A 17,875-nucleotide genomic window follows, 5' to 3' on the forward strand; every position below is an offset into this window, starting at 1 on the left:
CAAAGTCAGCTTCATAGATAAGTTTGTTCCAACCCCTATCGTAATGTTCCAAGCAAAAGAGATGGGCTGCACCTACTCGGCATGTATTACCGCTTCTCACAACCCAGCGGATTACAACGGCATCAAGGTGTTTATTGAAGGTGGTCGTGATGCTGATGAGATCATCACAGAGAAGATCGAACAGCAGATCGCAACTCTAACCAACGAAGACGTTATCCGTGTCGACTTCGAACAAGCGTTGAACGACAAAGAGATCGAGATCATCAACCCAATGAACGACTTTGTTGATTCGATCATTAACTTCATCGATATCGAGTCAATCAAGAAAGCAAACCTGCGCGTACTGATTGACCCTATGTTTGGTGTAGCGAAGAACGCCCTACAAACGGTTCTTATCAATGGCCGTTGTGATGTCGATGTGATCAACGATGGTAAAAACCCAGATTTTGGTGGATTAATGCCATCACCAAGCGCAGCTACGCTCTATCGCTTGAAGCACTTAGTTGCAGCTGAAGGGTATGACATCGGTATTGGTACCGATGGCGATGCTGACCGCTTAGGTATTATCGATGAGAAAGGTAGCTTCATTCACCCAAACGAAGTGCTACTGCTGCTTTACTACTACTTGTTGGAATACAAAGGCTGGAAAGGCTCGGTAGTTCGCAATATCGCAACCACTCATCTACTCGATAAAGTGGCGGCCGATCATGGTGAGAAGAGCTTTGAGGTTCCAGTAGGCTTTAAGCATATCAGCTCGCAAATGGAAGCCGACGACTCTCTGATTGGTGGTGAAAGTTCGGGTGGCTTAACCATTCGCGGCCACATCAAAGGTAAAGATGGTGTCTTTGCATCAAGCCTACTGGTTGAGATGATCAGCGTAACGGGTAAGAAATTGTCTGAGCTCCTTGATGAGATCTACTCTAAATATGGCTATGCCTACACCGCGGAAGGTGACTGCAAATTCAAACCTTCAGAAAAAGAAGCGCTCTACACCAAGATCTACGTAGAGAAGCAGTTGCCTGAGCTCGAGTTCGAGATTGAAAAAGTCAGCTATGAAGATGGTGCCAAGGTGTACTTTAAGAATGGCGGCTGGGTTATTGCTCGTTTCTCTGGAACAGAGCCTTTACTACGAATCTTCGCTGAAATGGAAGATAAAGAGACTGCAGAACGTGTTCTTCAAAAAGTGAAAGACTTCCTCTCTCTATAGGGCTTATAGAGTGCAGCAGTTTTGTATGGGACTTAACAAACCACTGCCTTGTTAAAGCCTATAGGTGAAGAACTCTTGCCCAGTACTTTGGTGAAAGTACTGGGCTTTTTTATAGCTAAGCCACTAAACCACCTAAAAAGCCAGTACGCCTTTAGTGTCTACTTTCACGGTCACTGGCATACCAACTTCTAACGCTTCCGACGAAGTCGCCAGTAGCTTTTGCCCATTGGCTTCAATCACATAGCGACAATGGTCACCCATGAATTGCTGCTCCAATACTGACAAGTTACTGTCTGTATCATGGCTCGCGACAATGTGCTGAGGTCGTAGTAACAGCGCACACTCAGAGCCAACATCAATCTCCGTTTGCGCTTTTGCTTCCACTAAGCCCAAGCTGGTTTCGAATTCATTATCTGAGATACGCTGAGCATTTAAGTAACTACCACCACCTAAGAAATCAGCCACAAACTTGCTTGATGGGTGGAAGTACAACTCAGATGCTGAGCCATATTGTTCAATCACACCATGGTTCATTACGGCCATTTTATCCGCAAAGGCAAACGCTTCTTCACGACTGTGAGTAACAAAAATAGCGGTTACGCCCTGCTTCTTAAAGATCTTGCGGATCTGAGAAATCAACTCATGACGAACTTGGGTATCAATGTTCGAGAACGGTTCATCAAGTAGCAATAAATCAGGCTTGTAAGCCAAAGAGCGAGCAATAGCGACACGTTGCTGCTGCCCACCAGACAACTGATGAGGATAGCGCTCACCATATTGATCAAGGTGAACCAGTTCTAGCATCTCTTTCACTTTTGCTTTCTTGTCTTGCTCAGACATATCACGCAAGCCAAATGCTACGTTCTGATTGACGGTAAGGTGCGGAAACAGCGCATAGTCTTGGAAGATCATGCCGATGTTACGTTGCTCTGGTGGTAGCCAATTCTTACCATCATCAATAGTCTGACAGTTAAGATTCATTACCCCATGACTCAACGGAAGTAATCCAGCAATCGCCTTTAGTAAGGTTGTTTTACCACAGCCACTAGCGCCAAGTAGGCATACGATCTCGCCATGTTCAACTTCAAGAGAAAGTGACTCGAGAACCGTTTGAGACTCATACTTACAAGTCAGATCTTTAATAGATAATGCACAGCTCATTAGTTTTTTTGCTCCAAAGAACGGTTGACGATGATCAATGGGATTAGACCCACAAGTACAAGTAACACGGCAGGCATCGCAGCCAGCTCTAGATGCTCGTCTGAGGCATAGTTATAAACATAGGTAGCTAGAGTTTCAAAGTTAAACGGACGCAGCAATAGCGCTGCATTCAACTCTTTCATCGATTCGATAAACACCAATAGTCCTGCAATCAAAGCACCACGCTTAATCAGAGGCAAATGCACTCGGCGTAACATCTGGTTGGTGTTACAACCCATGGTCTTTGAAGCCATATCCAAAGACGGCGACACTTTACTTAGGCTACTTTCCACACTGCCGATAGCAACCGCAGAAAAACGCACTACCATCGCAAAAATAAGCGCGAACATAGAGCCAGAGAAGATCAGCCCCGGACGTCCCCACTCCATCACTTTCGCAATATCATTAATTAAGTGGTCCATGAACAAAACCGGCACCATCACACCAATTGCCAACACGGTGCCAGGTACGGCATAACCCATAGAAGCAAGACGCATGTATGCCTGACTTCTCTTACCTGGGCTTACTCGCTGATTAAAGTTCACAATGAGAGCAATGATCACACCGATAATCGCAGCCACAATAGAAACATATAAGCTGTTAACCGCGTATTCTCTAAATTCTGGAGTCCAGCTTTGACCGAAGTATTTATAAGCATAAATAATTAACTGACCAAGCGGGAACAAGAATGCGACGCAGACTAGCCCCCAACACCAAAACATTGCTAGCCATTTTTTCCAACCAGACAGGTCATAACGAAAATCTTCACTACTACTGAATTGATTTTGAAATAGCTTCTGTTTACGACGACTGTAACGTTCAGAACTTAAAAGTAGTATCACGATAATCAGCATAATAGCTGAGATCTTAGCTGCAGCAGTCAAGCTAGAATAACCAAGCCATGTGTCATATACCGCAGTGGTAAGTGTGTTAACCGCAAAGTAGCTCACCGTACCAAAGTCACCGATGGTTTCCATAGCAACGAGAGATAAACCAACCGCCATCGAAGGGCGGACTAAAGGCAAAGAGATGCGGCGGAAGCTTTCCCAAGGTGAGCATTTCAATAATCTAGCGGATTGGAGTAGAGAGACGTTCTGCTCCATGAATGCAGCACGGCACAACAGGTATACATAAGGGTATAGAACAAGTGACAGAACAATAATTGCGCCAGACAAGGTTCTAATGTCCGGGAACCAATACTCCCCAGGCCCCCAGCCAGTTAGGTCGCGAAGCAGAATCTGCACAGGCCCGGCGAAGTCAAACCAATCGGTAAAGATGTATCCAACAATATAAGCTGGCATTGCGAGTGGCAAAACTAATGCCCACTGCAACACTTTCTCACCCGGCAAGCGACACATCGCCATGATCCAAGCTGAGGGGATACCAAATAGCAGCGACAAGAACATGGTTCCTATCACTAAAACGACAGTGTTATAAGCGTAAGTCGGCATCACTGTGGACATCAAATGAGAAAACAGCTCATTTGTTTCACCTACAGCGGTGGTGAATATCGCTAAGATCGGAAAAACCAGTAGTAAAGCTATCAAACCACTACTGGTGTTCCATAAATAATTCTTTTCTTTCATCGCCTAATTACAACGAGGCTTAATGAAACACAAATGCAGTTGCAAATACATCTCATGCCCTTTTAGTGGTGGGGGTTATTTATACCCATATACGGTAATGACTTCAAGGAGCTGTGCTAATAACTCTCAAGATCAAACGAGAGCTTTGTTTCAAAAAGTGACTTAACTAAAAACAAAACAACCTCAAGTACCAAAAACGGCAACTTGAGGTTGTTAAATCTAATATTGGCCGAAGCCTATATTAATAATTACAGGTCGAATTTAACTTCGTCTAGAAGCTTGATTGCAGCTTCGTGGTGATCTGCAATTTGGTCTAGAGAGATAGTATCTGCTTTGAATTCTCCCCAAGAAGCTACTAGCTCAGAAGGTTTAACATCAGCTTTAACTGGGTATTCGTAGTTTACTTCTGCGTACATACCTTGTGCTGTGTTACCAGATAGGAATTCCATTAGCTTAACTGCGTTCTCTTTGTTTGGAGAGTACTTAGCCATTGCCATACCAGAGATGTTTACGTGAGTGCCTGTCGTCTCTTGGTTAGGGAAGTTAATGTAAACAGCGTCAGCCCAAGCTTTTTGCTCTTTATCGTTAACCATCTTACCTAGGTAGTAGCTGTTACCAAGAGAAACGTCACATAGACCTTCTTTGATAGCTTTAACTTGTGCACGGTCGTTACCTTGAGGCTTACGAGCTAGGTTTGCTTTTACGCCTTCTAACCACTCTTTAGTTTCCGCTTCACCTTTGTGAGCAATCATAGAAGATACTAGAGAAACGTTGTATGGGTGCTTACCGCTACGAGTACAGATTTTACCTTTGAATTCAGGCTTCGCTAGATCAGCGTAAGTGAAGTCTTCACCTAGACGGCCAACGCGGTCACGTGAAGAGTAAACACTACGAGTACGTGTTGTTAGAGCAAACCACTCGTTGTCTGTATCTTGGTATTGAGCCGGGATGTTCTTTTCTAGAACGTCGCTGTTTACCGCTTGAACTAAGCCTTTTTCAGTTAGCTCAGATAGACGGCTGATATCAACTGTTAATACCACGTCTGCAGGGCTGTATTCACCCTCTTGAGCTAGCTTTTCTGCCAAACCTTTCTTAGCAAACTTAACATTTACCTCAATACCCGTCTCCTTTGTGAACTCATCGAACATTGGCTCAACAAGGAAAGGTTGGCGGTAAGAGTATACGTTTACTTCTTCTGCAGCCATTGCTGCTGGTGCGATAGTGCTGCACGCAAGAGCTGAAAGAGTTAGCAGTTTTTTCATGGTAAAATCCTTTATATCGAAATGATAATCTATATCAGTTGCGTTATTATATTCATCAATAACACAATTACAATGATATCCGACAAAAAAATTGTTCGCTCTGCGCCATCAGCCTCGCACTTTTGTAACAATCTATTTCAAAGCGACCGCTTATTCTTGCGAAGAGTTGCCGGCTAGCTCGGTTTATCTAAATCAATCAAAACTACTCGACCATTAATAACAAAACCCCACAACCAATGGCTATGGGGTTTTCTTTGTCCTGCCTAACCCGTTCAGGTTAGACAAATGCTATTGATTATTTTACTGATACAAACTCTGGGTAAGCACCAACACCACAATCGTGCATGTCCATACCTTCTAGCTCTTCGTCTTCACTTACACGGATACCGATTGTTGCTTTAAGTACAGCCCATACCGCCAGGCTCGCACCGAATACCCAAGCAAAGATTACTGCTGCACCGAATAGTTGAGCACCGAATGTAGCGTCTGCATTGCTTAGTGGCACAGCCATTAGACCGAAGAAACCACACACACCGTGCACTGAGATTGCACCTACTGGATCATCAATCTTAGCTTTATCTAGAGCGATGATGCTGAATACAACCAATGCGCCAGATACCGAACCAATTGCTACTGCAAATAGAGGTGATGGTGATAGAGGGTCTGCAGTGATTGCTACTAGGCCAGCCAACGCACCGTTAAGAATCATGGTTAGGTCCGCTTTACCCCAGGTTGTCTTACATACTAGTAGTGCTGCGATTGCACCCGCTGCTGCTGCTGCGTTGGTGTTAAGGAAAATTTGACCCACTGCTGTTGCGTTCTCAAAATCTGAAACCATCAGTTGAGAGCCGCCGTTGAAACCGAACCAACCAAACCAAAGGATGAACGTACCTAATGTAGCAAGTGGCATGTTTGAACCAGGAATTGGGTAGATTTCACCATTTTTACCGTATTTACCTTTACGAGCACCAAGTAATAGAACACCCGCTAACGCTGCTGCTGCACCCGCCATGTGTACGATACCTGAGCCTGCGAAATCACTGAAGCCTGCTTCTGATAAGAAACCACCGCCCCAAGTCCAGTAACCTTCCATTGGGTAAATAAATGCAGTTAGTACTACAGAGAAGATTAGGAATGACCACAGCTTCATACGTTCAGCTACTGCACCTGATACCACAGACATTGCGGTTGCAACGAATACTACCTGGAAGAAGAAGTCTGATTCTAAAGAGTGGTCGGCGCCTTCACCTTGAGTACCAATCAGAGTACCGAATGATGGTAACCAACCGCCTTCGCCGTTATCGACATACATAATGTTGTAACCAACGACTAAGAACGCAGTACATGCAATCGCGTACAAGCAGATGTTCTTAGTTAAAATCTCTGTGGTGTTCTTTGAACGAACTAGGCCAGCTTCTAACATTGCGAAGCCTGCTGCCATCCACATTACCAACGCACCTGAAATGAGGAAGAAAAAAGTGTCTAGTGCGTAACGTAGTTCCGTTACTGTTGTTGTAAGTTCCATATTAAAGTCTCCAGTCCTTGTAATTCTTTAAAGTGCTTCTGCATCCATTTCACCAGTACGGATTCGTACAGCTTGGCTTAGGTCATACACAAAAATCTTACCGTCACCGATTTTGCCTGTGTGTGCCGCTTGGCTGATCGCTTCAACAACTCGGTCAACGTTTTCAGCTTGAGTAGCAATCTCTAGCTTCACCTTTGGAAGGAAGTCGACTTGGTATTCCGCACCACGGTATAATTCAGTGTGTCCTTTCTGACGACCAAAGCCTTTCACTTCAGAGACCGTCATACCTTCAATACCCACATCAGACAGCGCTTCACGTACGTCATCTAATTTGAATGGCTTAACAATGGCATTTATTAGTTTCATATTCGTTCCTTAAATTCTTCACTAATTCCGTTAATTCTCTTATTACAATCCAAGTTGTGTGCCAAAAAGTTAACTTGTTGATTTTTAATAAGATGAAGATAATTAAGCACTAATAAAAAAAAGGCCGCACCAATTTGGTGCGACCTTTTCACTATCTTAATGCGTAACTCTATTATTGCTCCAGTTTTGGGCAACGGAGTCTTAAGCACTGTTATAACAACGGCTAGTACCCTAGAAACTCAACCCAGCGCTCGATTAGCAACTCGAAGTCGTCAATTCCACAGCTTGCTTGGCTCTCGCAGTTGTAAAAGTCGAACTCACTGCCCTCTTCCATTTCTTGCTCATGACCTAACACGTTTTCTTGAATCGTTACTTCATCTTCATTGATCGCTAGACTGATCTCTTTACCAAGTAACGTCACTTCGTTGCTCAGATCCTGTCGTGATTGCTCGATAAGCGCCATCACATGATCTAATTTCTGCTTATCTTTACCGATCTCTTCTTGTAACCAGCGGCCAACGATTTCATGTCCCATGCTGCATTTCACGTAGTACTCACCCATCAGAGTGTTTCTTGTAAATTCGAATTCCATAGTGGCTCCACGCAGTAACTGCAGACAGGGTTAAAAATGAGGCGAGAGTATATAGTGAAGTGATCAATAGATCGAGTCACTCGTAGCCCAGTATTCAGACATAAAAAAACGCCTTCTACGAATAGAAGGCGTTTAATTAGTTACTTAGTCAATCAGCGATTATGCTGGTTCTTGGAAAATAACTGTATCGGCTTTTTCCGTGTACTGACCCATTTTATGGAAGTTCAGGTAACGGTATGTATCTGCAGCCGTTGCATTGATCTTATCCGCGTACTCTAGGTACTCTTCTTTAGTTGGAATACGACCAAGAATCGCACCAACCGCAGAAAGTTCAGCAGATGCTAGGTAAACGTTAGCACCTGTACCCAAACGGTTCGGGAAGTTACGAGTAGACGTAGACATTACTGTCGACTTGTCTGCAACACGTGCTTGGTTACCCATACATAGAGAACAACCCGGAGTTTCGATACGAACCCCGGCACGACCGAAGATACCGTAGTAGCCTTCTTCTGTTAGCTGGTCTTTATCCATCTTAGTTGGCGGAGCCACCCATAGACGAGTGCTTAGCGAGCCGTTGAACTCTTCAAGCATCTTACCTGCAGCACGGAAGTGACCAATGTTGGTCATACAAGAACCGATGAACACTTCTTGGATCTCTGTGCCTTGAACATCAGAAAGAAGACGAGCATCATCTGGATCGTTTGGTGCACATAGGATTGGCTGATCGATGTCAGCAAGGTCGATTTCGATAACGTGAGCGTATTCAGCATCTGAATCGGCAGACAGCAACTCAGGGTTCGCTAGCCACTCTTCCATTGCCGTAATACGACGTTCGATAGTACGTACATCACCGTAGCCTTCAGCGATCATCCACTTAAGCATAACGATGTTTGAGTTCAGGTACTCTTCGATAGACTCTTGAGACAGCTTAACGGTACAACCTGCCGCTGAACGTTCAGCTGAAGCGTCAGAAAGTTCGAACGCTTGCTCAACAGATAGGTGCTCAACACCTTCGATTTCTAGCACTCGACCAGAGAATTCGTTGATCTTACCTGCTTTCTCTACGGTTAGTAGACCTTGCTTGATGCCGTATAGAGGGATTGCATGTACTAGGTCACGTAGCGTGATACCTGGCTGCATTTCACCTTTAAAGCGAACCAAGATAGATTCAGGCATATCAAGAGGCATAACACCTGTTGCTGCCGCGAATGCAACTAGACCAGAACCCGCAGGGAATGAGATCCCTAGAGGGAAACGAGTATGCGAGTCACCACCTGTACCTACAGTATCAGGAAGAAGCATACGGTTTAGCCATGAGTGGATAACACCATCACCAGGACGTAGTGAAACACCGGCACGGTTCATGATGAAATCAGGTAGCGTATGGTGCGTATTAACATCAACTGGTTTCGGGTATGCCGATGTGTGACAGAAAGACTGCATCACTAGGTCAGCAGAGAAGCCAAGACAAGCAAGGTCTTTAAGCTCATCACGCGTCATAGGACCAGTAGTATCTTGAGAACCTACTGTCGTCATCTTAGGCTCACAGTATTGACCCGCGCGAACGCCTTCAACACCACATGCTTTACCAACCATCTTCTGAGCTAGTGTATAGCCTTTATCAGATGTAGATGGATCAACAGGCTTAGCAAATAGGTCTGTTTCTTCTAGACCAAGAGAAGCACGAGCACGACCTGTTAAACCACGACCGATGATAAGTGGGATACGACCACCAGCACGAACTTCATCCAGCAATACTTTGCTTAGTTCGAAGCTAGAGATCTCTTCACCGTTTTTACGTACAACACCTTCATATGGGAAAATATCGATAACATCGCCCATGTTCATGTTTTGAACGTCTAATTCAATCGGAAGTGCGCCTGAATCTTCCATCGTGTTGTAGAAGATTGGAGCAATTTTACCACCAAGACAAACACCGCCAGTGCGCTTGTTTGGTACGAACGGGATATCTTCACCCATGAACCAAAGTACTGAGTTCGTCGCAGACTTACGAGAAGAACCTGTACCAACAACATCACCTACGTAAGCAAGCTGAATGCCGTCTTTTTGCAGTTCTTCGATTTGAGCGATTGGGCCAACCGTACCTGGTTGATCTGGGTTGATGCCATCACGTTCCATCTTCAGCATCGCTTTTGCGTGTACTGGAATATCTGGACGAGACCATGCATCAGGTGCTGGAGATAGGTCATCGGTGTTCGTTTCACCAGTGACTTTGAATACTTTTACAGTGATCTTTTCAGCGACTTTATCTTTCGCTGTGAACCATTCTGCATCAGCCCAAGATTGAAGGACTTGTTGCGCTGATTCGTTACCAGCTTTTGCTTTCTCTTCTACGTCGTAGAACGCATCAAACATCAGAAGAGTGTGAGATAGTGCTTTCACAGCGATTGGAGCAAGCTCAGCATCATCAAGTAGAGATACTAGAGATTCGATGTTGTAACCACCTTGCATAGTACCAAGCAATTCTGCAGCTTTTGCTTTGCTTACTAGTGGAGATGCTACTTCACCTTTAGTGATAGCCGTTAGGAAGCCCGCTTTTACATAGGCAGCTTCATCTACGCCTGGTGGAATGCGGTTTTCTAGTAGGTCAAGAATAAACTCTTCTTCACCTTGAGGTGGGTTCTTCAGAAGTTCAACTAGGCCAGCTACCTGCTCAGCATCTAGTGGTTTTGGAACAACTCCTTCGGCAGCACGTTCTTCGACGTGTTTACGGTAGGCTTCAAGCACGACTTTTTTCCTCTCATTGCGGTTCACTTCTCACCTTCATAATTGTTAGTAAAATAAAGAAGTGAACATCCTTGGAAACTTGGCTCTCCATTGCCATTTTTGTCATTCAATTTGTATTGATGAGCGGCGTCATAGAGGCCAAACTGTGGGCGGTAGAATAGCAAATTTAACGTTAAATTAAAATCTTATCATTTTGACCAACATAGCAAGTTAAGACGAAAGTCCCACTATTTTTGCCTATTTACGCACTAAAATGACGACTCTACGCATGATTATTTGTAAGACGTACCAACAATCAAGTAAACCGAATCGAAGTTATCTTCCGTGCGTCCATAAGCCAAGATGATTGGCCCAATTGGGGAATCAACACCCGCGAAAACCGAGCCCGCGGTGTACATCGGCGCTTCATTAAGCTTCAATTCATTGTTCGACCAAACGCCACCATGTTCGATGGATGCGCCTATATAGAACGGCGACTCAAAGAGACCGAAGTCATTATCAAACCACTTATAGCGATAGATCAGACTGGTGTACGCTAAGTTCTGACCGATCAAGCTGTTTCTCGGGATACCAGATAGGTTCAAGAAGCCGCCTAGCTCTTTCGGATCGATAGGAAAAACTGAGTTCTTGCTCTCAACAATACCGTAATCGACTTTTCCGACTAAAGTATGCTTTTCATAGCTTTTTGCAGCCATTAGATTGGCGGAAAACTCATAGACTGTATCACTTCCAGAGGCCAACTCCTCATCTCCAATCGAACTGTTATTCTCAAAGTCATCATGAGAGACAAGGTACTCTAAATCAACGAAGTAACCTTCGGTTGGCAAACTGAAGTTGTCTAAGGTATCCAGTCGATAACTGATGAAACCGCCTACGCGATTGTAACTACCACCACCCAGTGAAGGTAACGAGGCCACTTCTACATCACCATCGGTATAGCGAACACCAAACTTAAGTTCTTGCCACAAAGTAGGTTGATAACCTAACGCCAATTCACCTATGTATTCGCTGTATGACATCGGAACATAATCTTGAGTTACGTCTAACGTAGGCTCCTCAATCTCATCAATTCCTGCGGGTAGGTTTCGATTCTCTTTACTGTAAACAATCGAAGCAGAGGTAAATAACTTCTGGCTTGAGAAGAACGGTGAGTAAAGTTCCGCTTCAATTCGCTTATCCGTACCCATTTCAATATTGGTTCTCAACTCAGCACCATGCGAGTTGATGTCGGTGAAGTTCGCTGAAACACCGAGTGAATATTGACTCTCGGTAGAGAAATCGTCTTCAAGGAAGAATCGAAAGTTGAGGTAATTAGGCCCCCAAGACTTTTCATCCACATTCACCGTAAGTTGATCTTCACCATCAACGTTTTCGAACTCATAAGTCACCAACTCAAAGCGATCCAACGCATAAAGGTCTTGCACCTTTGCCTCGATTTCGCTGGTTTTGAGAACCTTGCCTGAATGAAGGTTCAAACGGTTTTCGAGCAGCTTATCTGAGTAGTGGGTATTGTTATTAATGACCACTTTATCTACCACGGTTTTATCACCATGCTTCAGCTGCCTGCGAGCTTTTTGTTTGTCTTCGATATAGTGTTGGTAATCAGCATTCGAGAGTGACAACTTAGAAAGTTCAGCAGAGTGCTCCTTAGCAGACTCGTAACCGGCTTCGTAAGCTGATGGCATTTTATCGAATTCAGTGGTTTCCATTTCTCCAACATCAGGTTGGAGGAATACATCATTGTCTGTAAGTGTTTCAGCTTGTTCCTGAGTACTACGCTGGACAAGATAATTGGAGAGCTGGTCGGCTGCGGCTAAAAAGGTCGTAAAATCTTCTTTGCCTTTGTAGTTGGTACTGATATCAACCGCAATGATGATATCTGCGCCCATCGCTCTTGCGACATCAACAGGCATATTGTTGGTTACGCCACCGTCAACTAGCATTCGCCCATCAACTTCATAAGGCGGAAGAGCACCAGGTACCGACATACTTGCCATCATGGCATCGACAAGGTGACCATGGTCAATCACGACTTCTTCAAGTTCAATTATGTCGGTTGCCACTGAGCGATAAGGGATAGCAAGATGATCGAAAGAGTCGAGTGGTGACAGGTTACCTGTGGTTTCACGCAGAATACGCAGCATATTCTGACCTTGTACCACGCCTTTTCTGGCTTTGATTTCTCCCCAACCTAAACCAAGATCGGTATTCAGTTGGTAGCGGTCTTCATACTCTTTATCTCGTACACGACGATCGCTACGGTTTACACGATCACGGTAACCGCGATTCCAATCCACCGTATAGATAAAGCTTTCAATCTCGTCGGCGCTCATCCCTGTGGCATAAAGACCACCAACGTATGACCCCATACTGGTACCGGTAATGTAATCAACCGGGATTTGCATCTCTTCGAGCGCTTTAAGTACGCCAATATGGGCAGCACCTTTTGCACCGCCGCCCGCTAAAACAACAGCAACCGTTGGCCTCTTATGAGCTTGTTCAAGTTCCACATGCTCGGATGAATCAACCTGTGCCGCAGTCGCTGCGAACAGTTGAAAACTGATCACAGTACCGACCATACCTAAGCTGCTCACTAACCAACGAGAAATCATTATTTAAACTGTCCTTGTCATTGTTTTCTGTTATGACTTTACCATTGAAAAAGCTTCTTTAGCCACTGTTTTGGTTGACTTTCACAGCTCTTTTTAATGTTTCCATTTTCATCCCAAACCGGCAATTTAACTGCGCCATCACAGTCAAACTCCAACGCACCGTCAGACGTACGAGTGAAGCTCGCGGTTGCGATTCCGGTTGGCCATGGCAGTAGTAGCTGCTCAGGCGTTCTCTGCTTCAAGTAATCAGCGTAGACACGCAATGCACCACTAGAACCAGTAAGCTTTGTCGGTTTATTGTCATCACGTCCAAGCCAGATGGTTGTTACTTCGCGCCCATCAACACCCACAAACCAACTATCGCGGCTGTCATTACTGGTACCTGTTTTACCGGCCAGCCCTGCCCATGCAAACTGGTTCTGTAGGAATCGCCCCGTCCCTTCCGATACACCACGTTTCATTGCGTAAGTGGTTAGCCAAGCGGCTTGCTGATCAACGCGCTGCGATACTCGAGGGATTGATTGGTATAAAACCTCACCGTCACTATCAACCACTGAGCGGAGCGCAGACAAAGGTGCGATACGGCCAGAGTTAGTGATCGTCTGGAACATCTGAGACACTTGGAATGGTGTCAGAGAGAACGCCCCCAAAAACATCGATGGTACTGGGCGAATTTCATTTTTATCGACACCCAGTTTACCTATGGTATCGGAGACCTTATCAATGCCTAACTGCATCCCTAGACGCACAGTTGGTACGTTATAAGACTTAGACAGTGCCACATATAAAGGCACTTCTCCGCGGAACTTACGGTCGAAGTTTCTCGGGCTCCATACGCTGCCCTTACTGCCTTTCAAGCTGAGTGGTGTATCCATCAAAGTCGTCGCAAGCGTGTACTTTTCTGGCTGCTCAAGTGCGGTTAAATAAACCGCCGGTTTCACCAAAGAACCGATAGGACGGCTTGCATTCAAGGCACGGTTAAAGCCGTCATAACCAGTACGCTTACCACCGACCATTGCACGGATTTCACCAGTGTTTCTATCTACCGCGATCGCTGCTGCCTCTAATTTATCACCTGCCGTTTTCGATAGTTCAGGCACCTTGCGAGCAATCGACTTCTCTAGCTTGTCTTGCGAAACCGGATCCAAAGAGGTGAAGACACGTATCCCTTTCTTAGCTTGGAACCTATCACCAACATACTTTTTCAGCTCGATATTGACCTGTTGGAAATAAGCAGGCTGACGGCTGGCAATGCGCGGATTGTCTTGGATATCCAAATCACGGCTTGCTGCTTCTTCATATTGTCTTGGGGTCAAAATATCTTGTTGCATCAACAAACGCAGAACCAGATCGCGTCGAGTTTTAGCGCGCTCAGGGTAGCGAACCGGGTTGTAATACGATGGTCCTTTCACCATGCCCACCAGCAAGGCTAACTGATCAATACGCAGTTCTTGAATCGGTTGGCCGAAGTACAAGCGCGAAGCCAAACCAAAGCCGTGAATCGCTTCACCGCCATTTTGACCAAGATAAACCTCGTTTAAGTAAGCCTCTAAAATACGGTCTTTGCTGTAGCGATGATCCAAGATAAGCGCGATATAAGCCTCACGAATCTTACGCCAAAGCGTACGTTCACTAGATAGGAACAGGTTTTTCGCGAGCTGCTGTGTCAGCGTACTACCACCTTGTACAGTGCGCCCAGCCTTGACGTTAACCACCATCGCACGAGCAATCGCTAGAGGTGAAACACCATCGTGCTGATAGAAGTTTCTATCTTCCGTCGCGAGCAAGGCATCAACCATCACCTCTGGAAATTGGTTACGTTTTAAGAACAGACGTTGTTCATCGTTACTTTTCTCAAGCATGCCCAACATCTTAGGTTCGACACGCAAATACCCCATGTCGCCTTTCTTCTCTAGCGACTGAATACGAGTTAACTCATTACCATTGAAGTGCAGCATCACGTGACGATCAGCTTCCGGCCCATCGACAAACTCGAACGGACGACGAATCATCTCAATTTTAGTTGATGAAGATGAATACTCACCAGGATGACGAGGGGAGCTCACCTTACGATAATTCAGCACATCCAATTCATTCTTCACCTGAACAAGGCTGACCTGAGTACCTGGAGATAAATCCAACACACGCGCATAAACAACCGTTGGTAAATCAAACAGCTGGCCTTCAAAGCGCTGCTTCACCACAGAGTCAAGATAGATACCAACAAACAATAGCAATGCAGCCAGTGCTAGGCCCGCTTTCCACGCGATGCCCCACAGGATCTTTAACCAACCTCTGTTACCCGCCTTTTTCGCTTTTGATTTGCCTTTCTTGGCCGTCGCTCTCGGCTTTCTTGGTTTCGCTTTGGTCGCTGGTGACTTCTTTGCTGGCGCTTTTTTAGGTGGTGCCTTTTTTGGCGTTAACATTTTGGTCATCATCGGTTCAACTGTCGTTTGGTTTTAGTGGTTGCAACATGGTTAGCAGGGTCATCAGGCCAAGGGTGTTTTGGGTAACGACCTTTCATCTCTTTTTGCACTTCTTTGTACGCGCCAGCCCAAAAGCCAGCTAAATCCTGAGTAATTTGTAATGGGCGCTGTGCAGGAGAAAGTAATTCAAGCACAACCTTTTTACGCCCTTGGGCTATCAATGGTGAGTCTTGTTCACCAAAGACCTCTTGCATTCGAACCGAGATCACGGGTTCAGATTGATACTGGTATCGGATCGCTTTTTTACTGCCTGTCGGCATCACATAATGTGTTGGCAGCCACTGGTCAATCTCTTGATTCAGAGGCCAACCGAGATACGCCGACAGTGCCTGCTCAATCGAAACGTTTGCCAGCCCTTTCGCAGATTTAACGCCGTTCAAATACGGCGATAACCAAGTATCAAGATGTTCTACTAGGCTCGCGTCATCCATCGCAGGCCAATCATGGTCTGGCATCCAAAGCTGAGCGCAACGCACGCGTTCAACAAGTTGCTTCGCCGCTGGCGTCCAATGTAAACGGTCCAGCCCACATCGAGAGATGTAATTCAACAGCGCTTGGCTAATCTGACTTGCGTCCGGCTCAGGTAAAGCCTTAGTGCTGATAACAAGCTTACCCAAAGCAACTCGCTGCTCGGCAACTAATTTGCCACGTTTTTCATCCCAGTCGGCATAATCGGAACAAACAAAAAGCTTAGGAAACGCGTCTTCTAACTGTGTAATATCAACGGGGGTCGCTAAGAAGATCTGACTAGCACGCCCGGTGCTACGCATCAAATCAATCACCACGATATAATCATTGTTTGCCAATGGATCATCATCACGCACCTCTGCACCGTGACCGTTCGCTAACAGAAAAGCATTACTATTGGCACTTCTTGCTTGAGCAATTCGGTCTGGGAATGCAAAACAAAGCACCAATGGTAGCAATGATTCGTCAAGTTGTGACAAATCTAAGTGATGATTCAGTTTGCTAGCGAGGTTTTTCGCTCGCTGCATCACAACGCTATTTTTCATGTGCTTTCTCTGCTTTAGCCTATGTAGCGAATGCTGAATATCCGAGACATTGCGCTCTGGCTCTTCCAACAACGCAGCGGCAACAATAGCAACATTCAACATGGCTTGGCTGCCCTGCTGCGCTTTGATCAGCATACTGGCGATACGCGGCTCAATACCTAATCGCTGCGCTTGCTTACCTAACGAAGTAAACTGACCATGGGTGTCTAATAGCTCAAGGCTTTGCAACAATTGTCTAGCTTGCTCTATAGAGGCACGTGGCGGAATATCAAGCCATTGCAGTTCATCCGCATTTGCAGCGCCCCACTGGGTCAACTCTGCCACCAGCGAGGAGAGGTCTGAATGGAGAATTTCCGGTTCAGGTACAGCAGGTTGCTGCATTAACTGCGTTTCGCTGTACAAACGAACACACAGCCCTTCTTCAATTCGCCCAGCACGACCCGCGCGCTGCTCAGCGGAAGATTGTGAGATTTTGACTTGCTCGAGCTTAGTGATACCAGTTTTCAAATCAAACTTAGCGACTCTTTCAAGCCCTGAGTCCACCACTAATCGAATACCTTCGATAGTCAAAGAGGTTTCAGCGATATTGGTAGCCAATACCACTTTGCGGCGTCCTTTCTCCGATGGTGCAATCGCCTTCTGTTGCTGAGAAAAGTTAAGCTGCCCGTACAGAGGGCACACATCAATGTCACTGACTAAGTTCTCTAATTGAGCTTCTACCTGCTTTATTGCAGACACTCCTGGTAGGAACGCCAATAGTGACCCCGACTCCTTCTCCATCAGAGAACGAATCACGTTAGCCATTTTAGGCGCCAAGTAATCATTAGTACCCAGAGGCTGGTAACGGAATTCAACCGGAAAAGTGCGACCTTGCGACTCAACATACTTAGCCTCTGGCAACAAGGATTGCAGAGCTTGCTGATCTAAGGTGGCCGACATCACTATCACTTTCAGATCATCACGCAGCGCTTCTTGGATCTCCAAGCTAAACGCCAGTGCCGTATCTGCATGAATGCTGCGCTCATGGAATTCATCGAAGATCACCATATCGACCCCAGTCAGTTCAGGGTCAGTTTGGATCATTCTGGTCATGATACCTTCGGTAACGATCTCTAAGCGAGTTGCTCTGCTGGTTTTAGATTCGCCACGAACTCTAAAACCGATGCTCTCCCCCACCTTCTCTCCCAATTGACTCGCCAAGTAAGCCGCAATATTTCTTGCAGCCAACCGCCTTGGTTCAAGCATGATAATTTTGCCTTGAACGGCTTTGGTCTTAAC

General features: G+C 45.6%; 11 protein-coding genes. 1 reads left to right on the forward strand and 10 read right to left on the reverse strand.

Features of this window, described 5'->3' with window-relative positions; translation table 11 throughout:
* The coding region (locus BCT81_RS24515) for a phosphonomutase (protein ID WP_102426156.1) at positions 1–1,207 on the forward strand (1,207 nt) is incomplete at its 5' end.
* A 132-nt stretch (positions 1,208–1,339) separates the two neighbouring features.
* Here BCT81_RS24515 and BCT81_RS24520 read toward each other — a convergent pair.
* From BCT81_RS24520 to hrpB, 10 genes are all read right to left on the reverse strand, one after another.
* On the reverse strand, positions 1,340–2,368 hold the full coding sequence (locus BCT81_RS24520; RefSeq protein ID WP_061032490.1) for an ABC transporter ATP-binding protein: 1,029 nt from the start codon (positions 2,366–2,368) through the stop codon (positions 1,340–1,342).
* The gene (locus tag BCT81_RS24525; protein ID WP_102426157.1) at positions 2,368–3,993 is read right to left on the reverse strand and encodes an iron ABC transporter permease; all 1,626 of its coding nucleotides are present in this window, start codon (positions 3,991–3,993) and stop codon (positions 2,368–2,370) included. Before BCT81_RS24525 ends, BCT81_RS24520 begins: the two co-directional genes overlap by 1 nt.
* Before the next feature lie 248 nt (positions 3,994–4,241).
* A complete protein-coding gene (locus tag BCT81_RS24530; RefSeq protein ID WP_102426158.1) occupies positions 4,242–5,255 on the reverse strand; it encodes a Fe(3+) ABC transporter substrate-binding protein in 1,014 nt (337 codons plus the stop codon).
* 295 nt (positions 5,256–5,550) lie between these two features.
* On the reverse strand, positions 5,551–6,780 hold the full coding sequence (locus BCT81_RS24535) for an ammonium transporter (RefSeq protein WP_076655082.1): 1,230 nt from the start codon (positions 6,778–6,780) through the stop codon (positions 5,551–5,553).
* A 27-nt stretch (positions 6,781–6,807) separates the two neighbouring features.
* Positions 6,808–7,146, reverse strand: coding sequence for a P-II family nitrogen regulator (glnK, locus tag BCT81_RS24540; protein ID WP_004738200.1), 339 nt, complete (start codon positions 7,144–7,146; stop codon positions 6,808–6,810).
* A gap of 223 nt (positions 7,147–7,369) precedes the next feature.
* Entirely contained in the window at positions 7,370–7,738 is a 369-nt protein-coding gene (locus BCT81_RS24545; protein ID WP_061032487.1) for a YacL family protein, read from the reverse strand.
* A 159-nt stretch (positions 7,739–7,897) separates the two neighbouring features.
* On the reverse strand, positions 7,898–10,486 hold the full coding sequence (gene acnB / locus BCT81_RS24550) for a bifunctional aconitate hydratase 2/2-methylisocitrate dehydratase (RefSeq protein ID WP_102426159.1): 2,589 nt from the start codon (positions 10,484–10,486) through the stop codon (positions 7,898–7,900).
* Between the two features lie 272 nt (positions 10,487–10,758).
* The gene (locus BCT81_RS24555; RefSeq protein WP_102426160.1) at positions 10,759–13,098 is read right to left on the reverse strand and encodes a patatin-like phospholipase family protein; all 2,340 of its coding nucleotides are present in this window, start codon (positions 13,096–13,098) and stop codon (positions 10,759–10,761) included.
* A gap of 38 nt (positions 13,099–13,136) precedes the next feature.
* Positions 13,137–15,536 carry a penicillin-binding protein 1B gene (gene mrcB, locus BCT81_RS24560; protein WP_061032484.1) on the reverse strand — a complete coding sequence of 800 codons (2,400 nt, stop codon included), beginning with the start codon at positions 15,534–15,536 and terminating at the stop codon, positions 13,137–13,139.
* A partial coding sequence (gene hrpB, locus BCT81_RS24565) for an ATP-dependent helicase HrpB (protein ID WP_102426161.1) occupies positions 15,533–17,875 on the reverse strand: 2,343 nt, incomplete at its 5' end. The genes hrpB and mrcB, both read right to left, overlap by 4 nt.

Origin of the sequence: Vibrio sp. 10N.261.52.A1, assembly GCF_002876325.1 — a bacterium.
GTDB lineage: Bacteria > Pseudomonadota > Gammaproteobacteria > Enterobacterales > Vibrionaceae > Vibrio > Vibrio chagasii.

Bases quoted from the DNA above. Each gene is read 5' to 3' on its own strand.
- BCT81_RS24520 (WP_061032490.1), bottom strand. From the start codon at position 2,368: ATGAGCTGTGCATTATCTATTAAAGATCTGACTTGTAAGTATGAGTCT.
- glnK (WP_004738200.1), bottom strand. From the start codon at position 7,146: ATGAAACTAATAAATGCCATTGTTAAGCCATTCAAATTAGATGACGTA.
- BCT81_RS24555 (WP_102426160.1), bottom strand. From the start codon at position 13,098: ATGATTTCTCGTTGGTTAGTGAGCAGCTTAGGTATGGTCGGTACTGTG.
- BCT81_RS24535 (WP_076655082.1), bottom strand. From the start codon at position 6,780: ATGGAACTTACAACAACAGTAACGGAACTACGTTACGCACTAGACACT.
- BCT81_RS24530 (WP_102426158.1), bottom strand. From the start codon at position 5,255: ATGAAAAAACTGCTAACTCTTTCAGCTCTTGCGTGCAGCACTATCGCA.
- mrcB (WP_061032484.1), bottom strand. From the start codon at position 15,536: ATGATGACCAAAATGTTAACGCCAAAAAAGGCACCACCTAAAAAAGCG.
- BCT81_RS24525 (WP_102426157.1), bottom strand. From the start codon at position 3,993: ATGAAAGAAAAGAATTATTTATGGAACACCAGTAGTGGTTTGATAGCT.
- BCT81_RS24545 (WP_061032487.1), bottom strand. From the start codon at position 7,738: ATGGAATTCGAATTTACAAGAAACACTCTGATGGGTGAGTACTACGTG.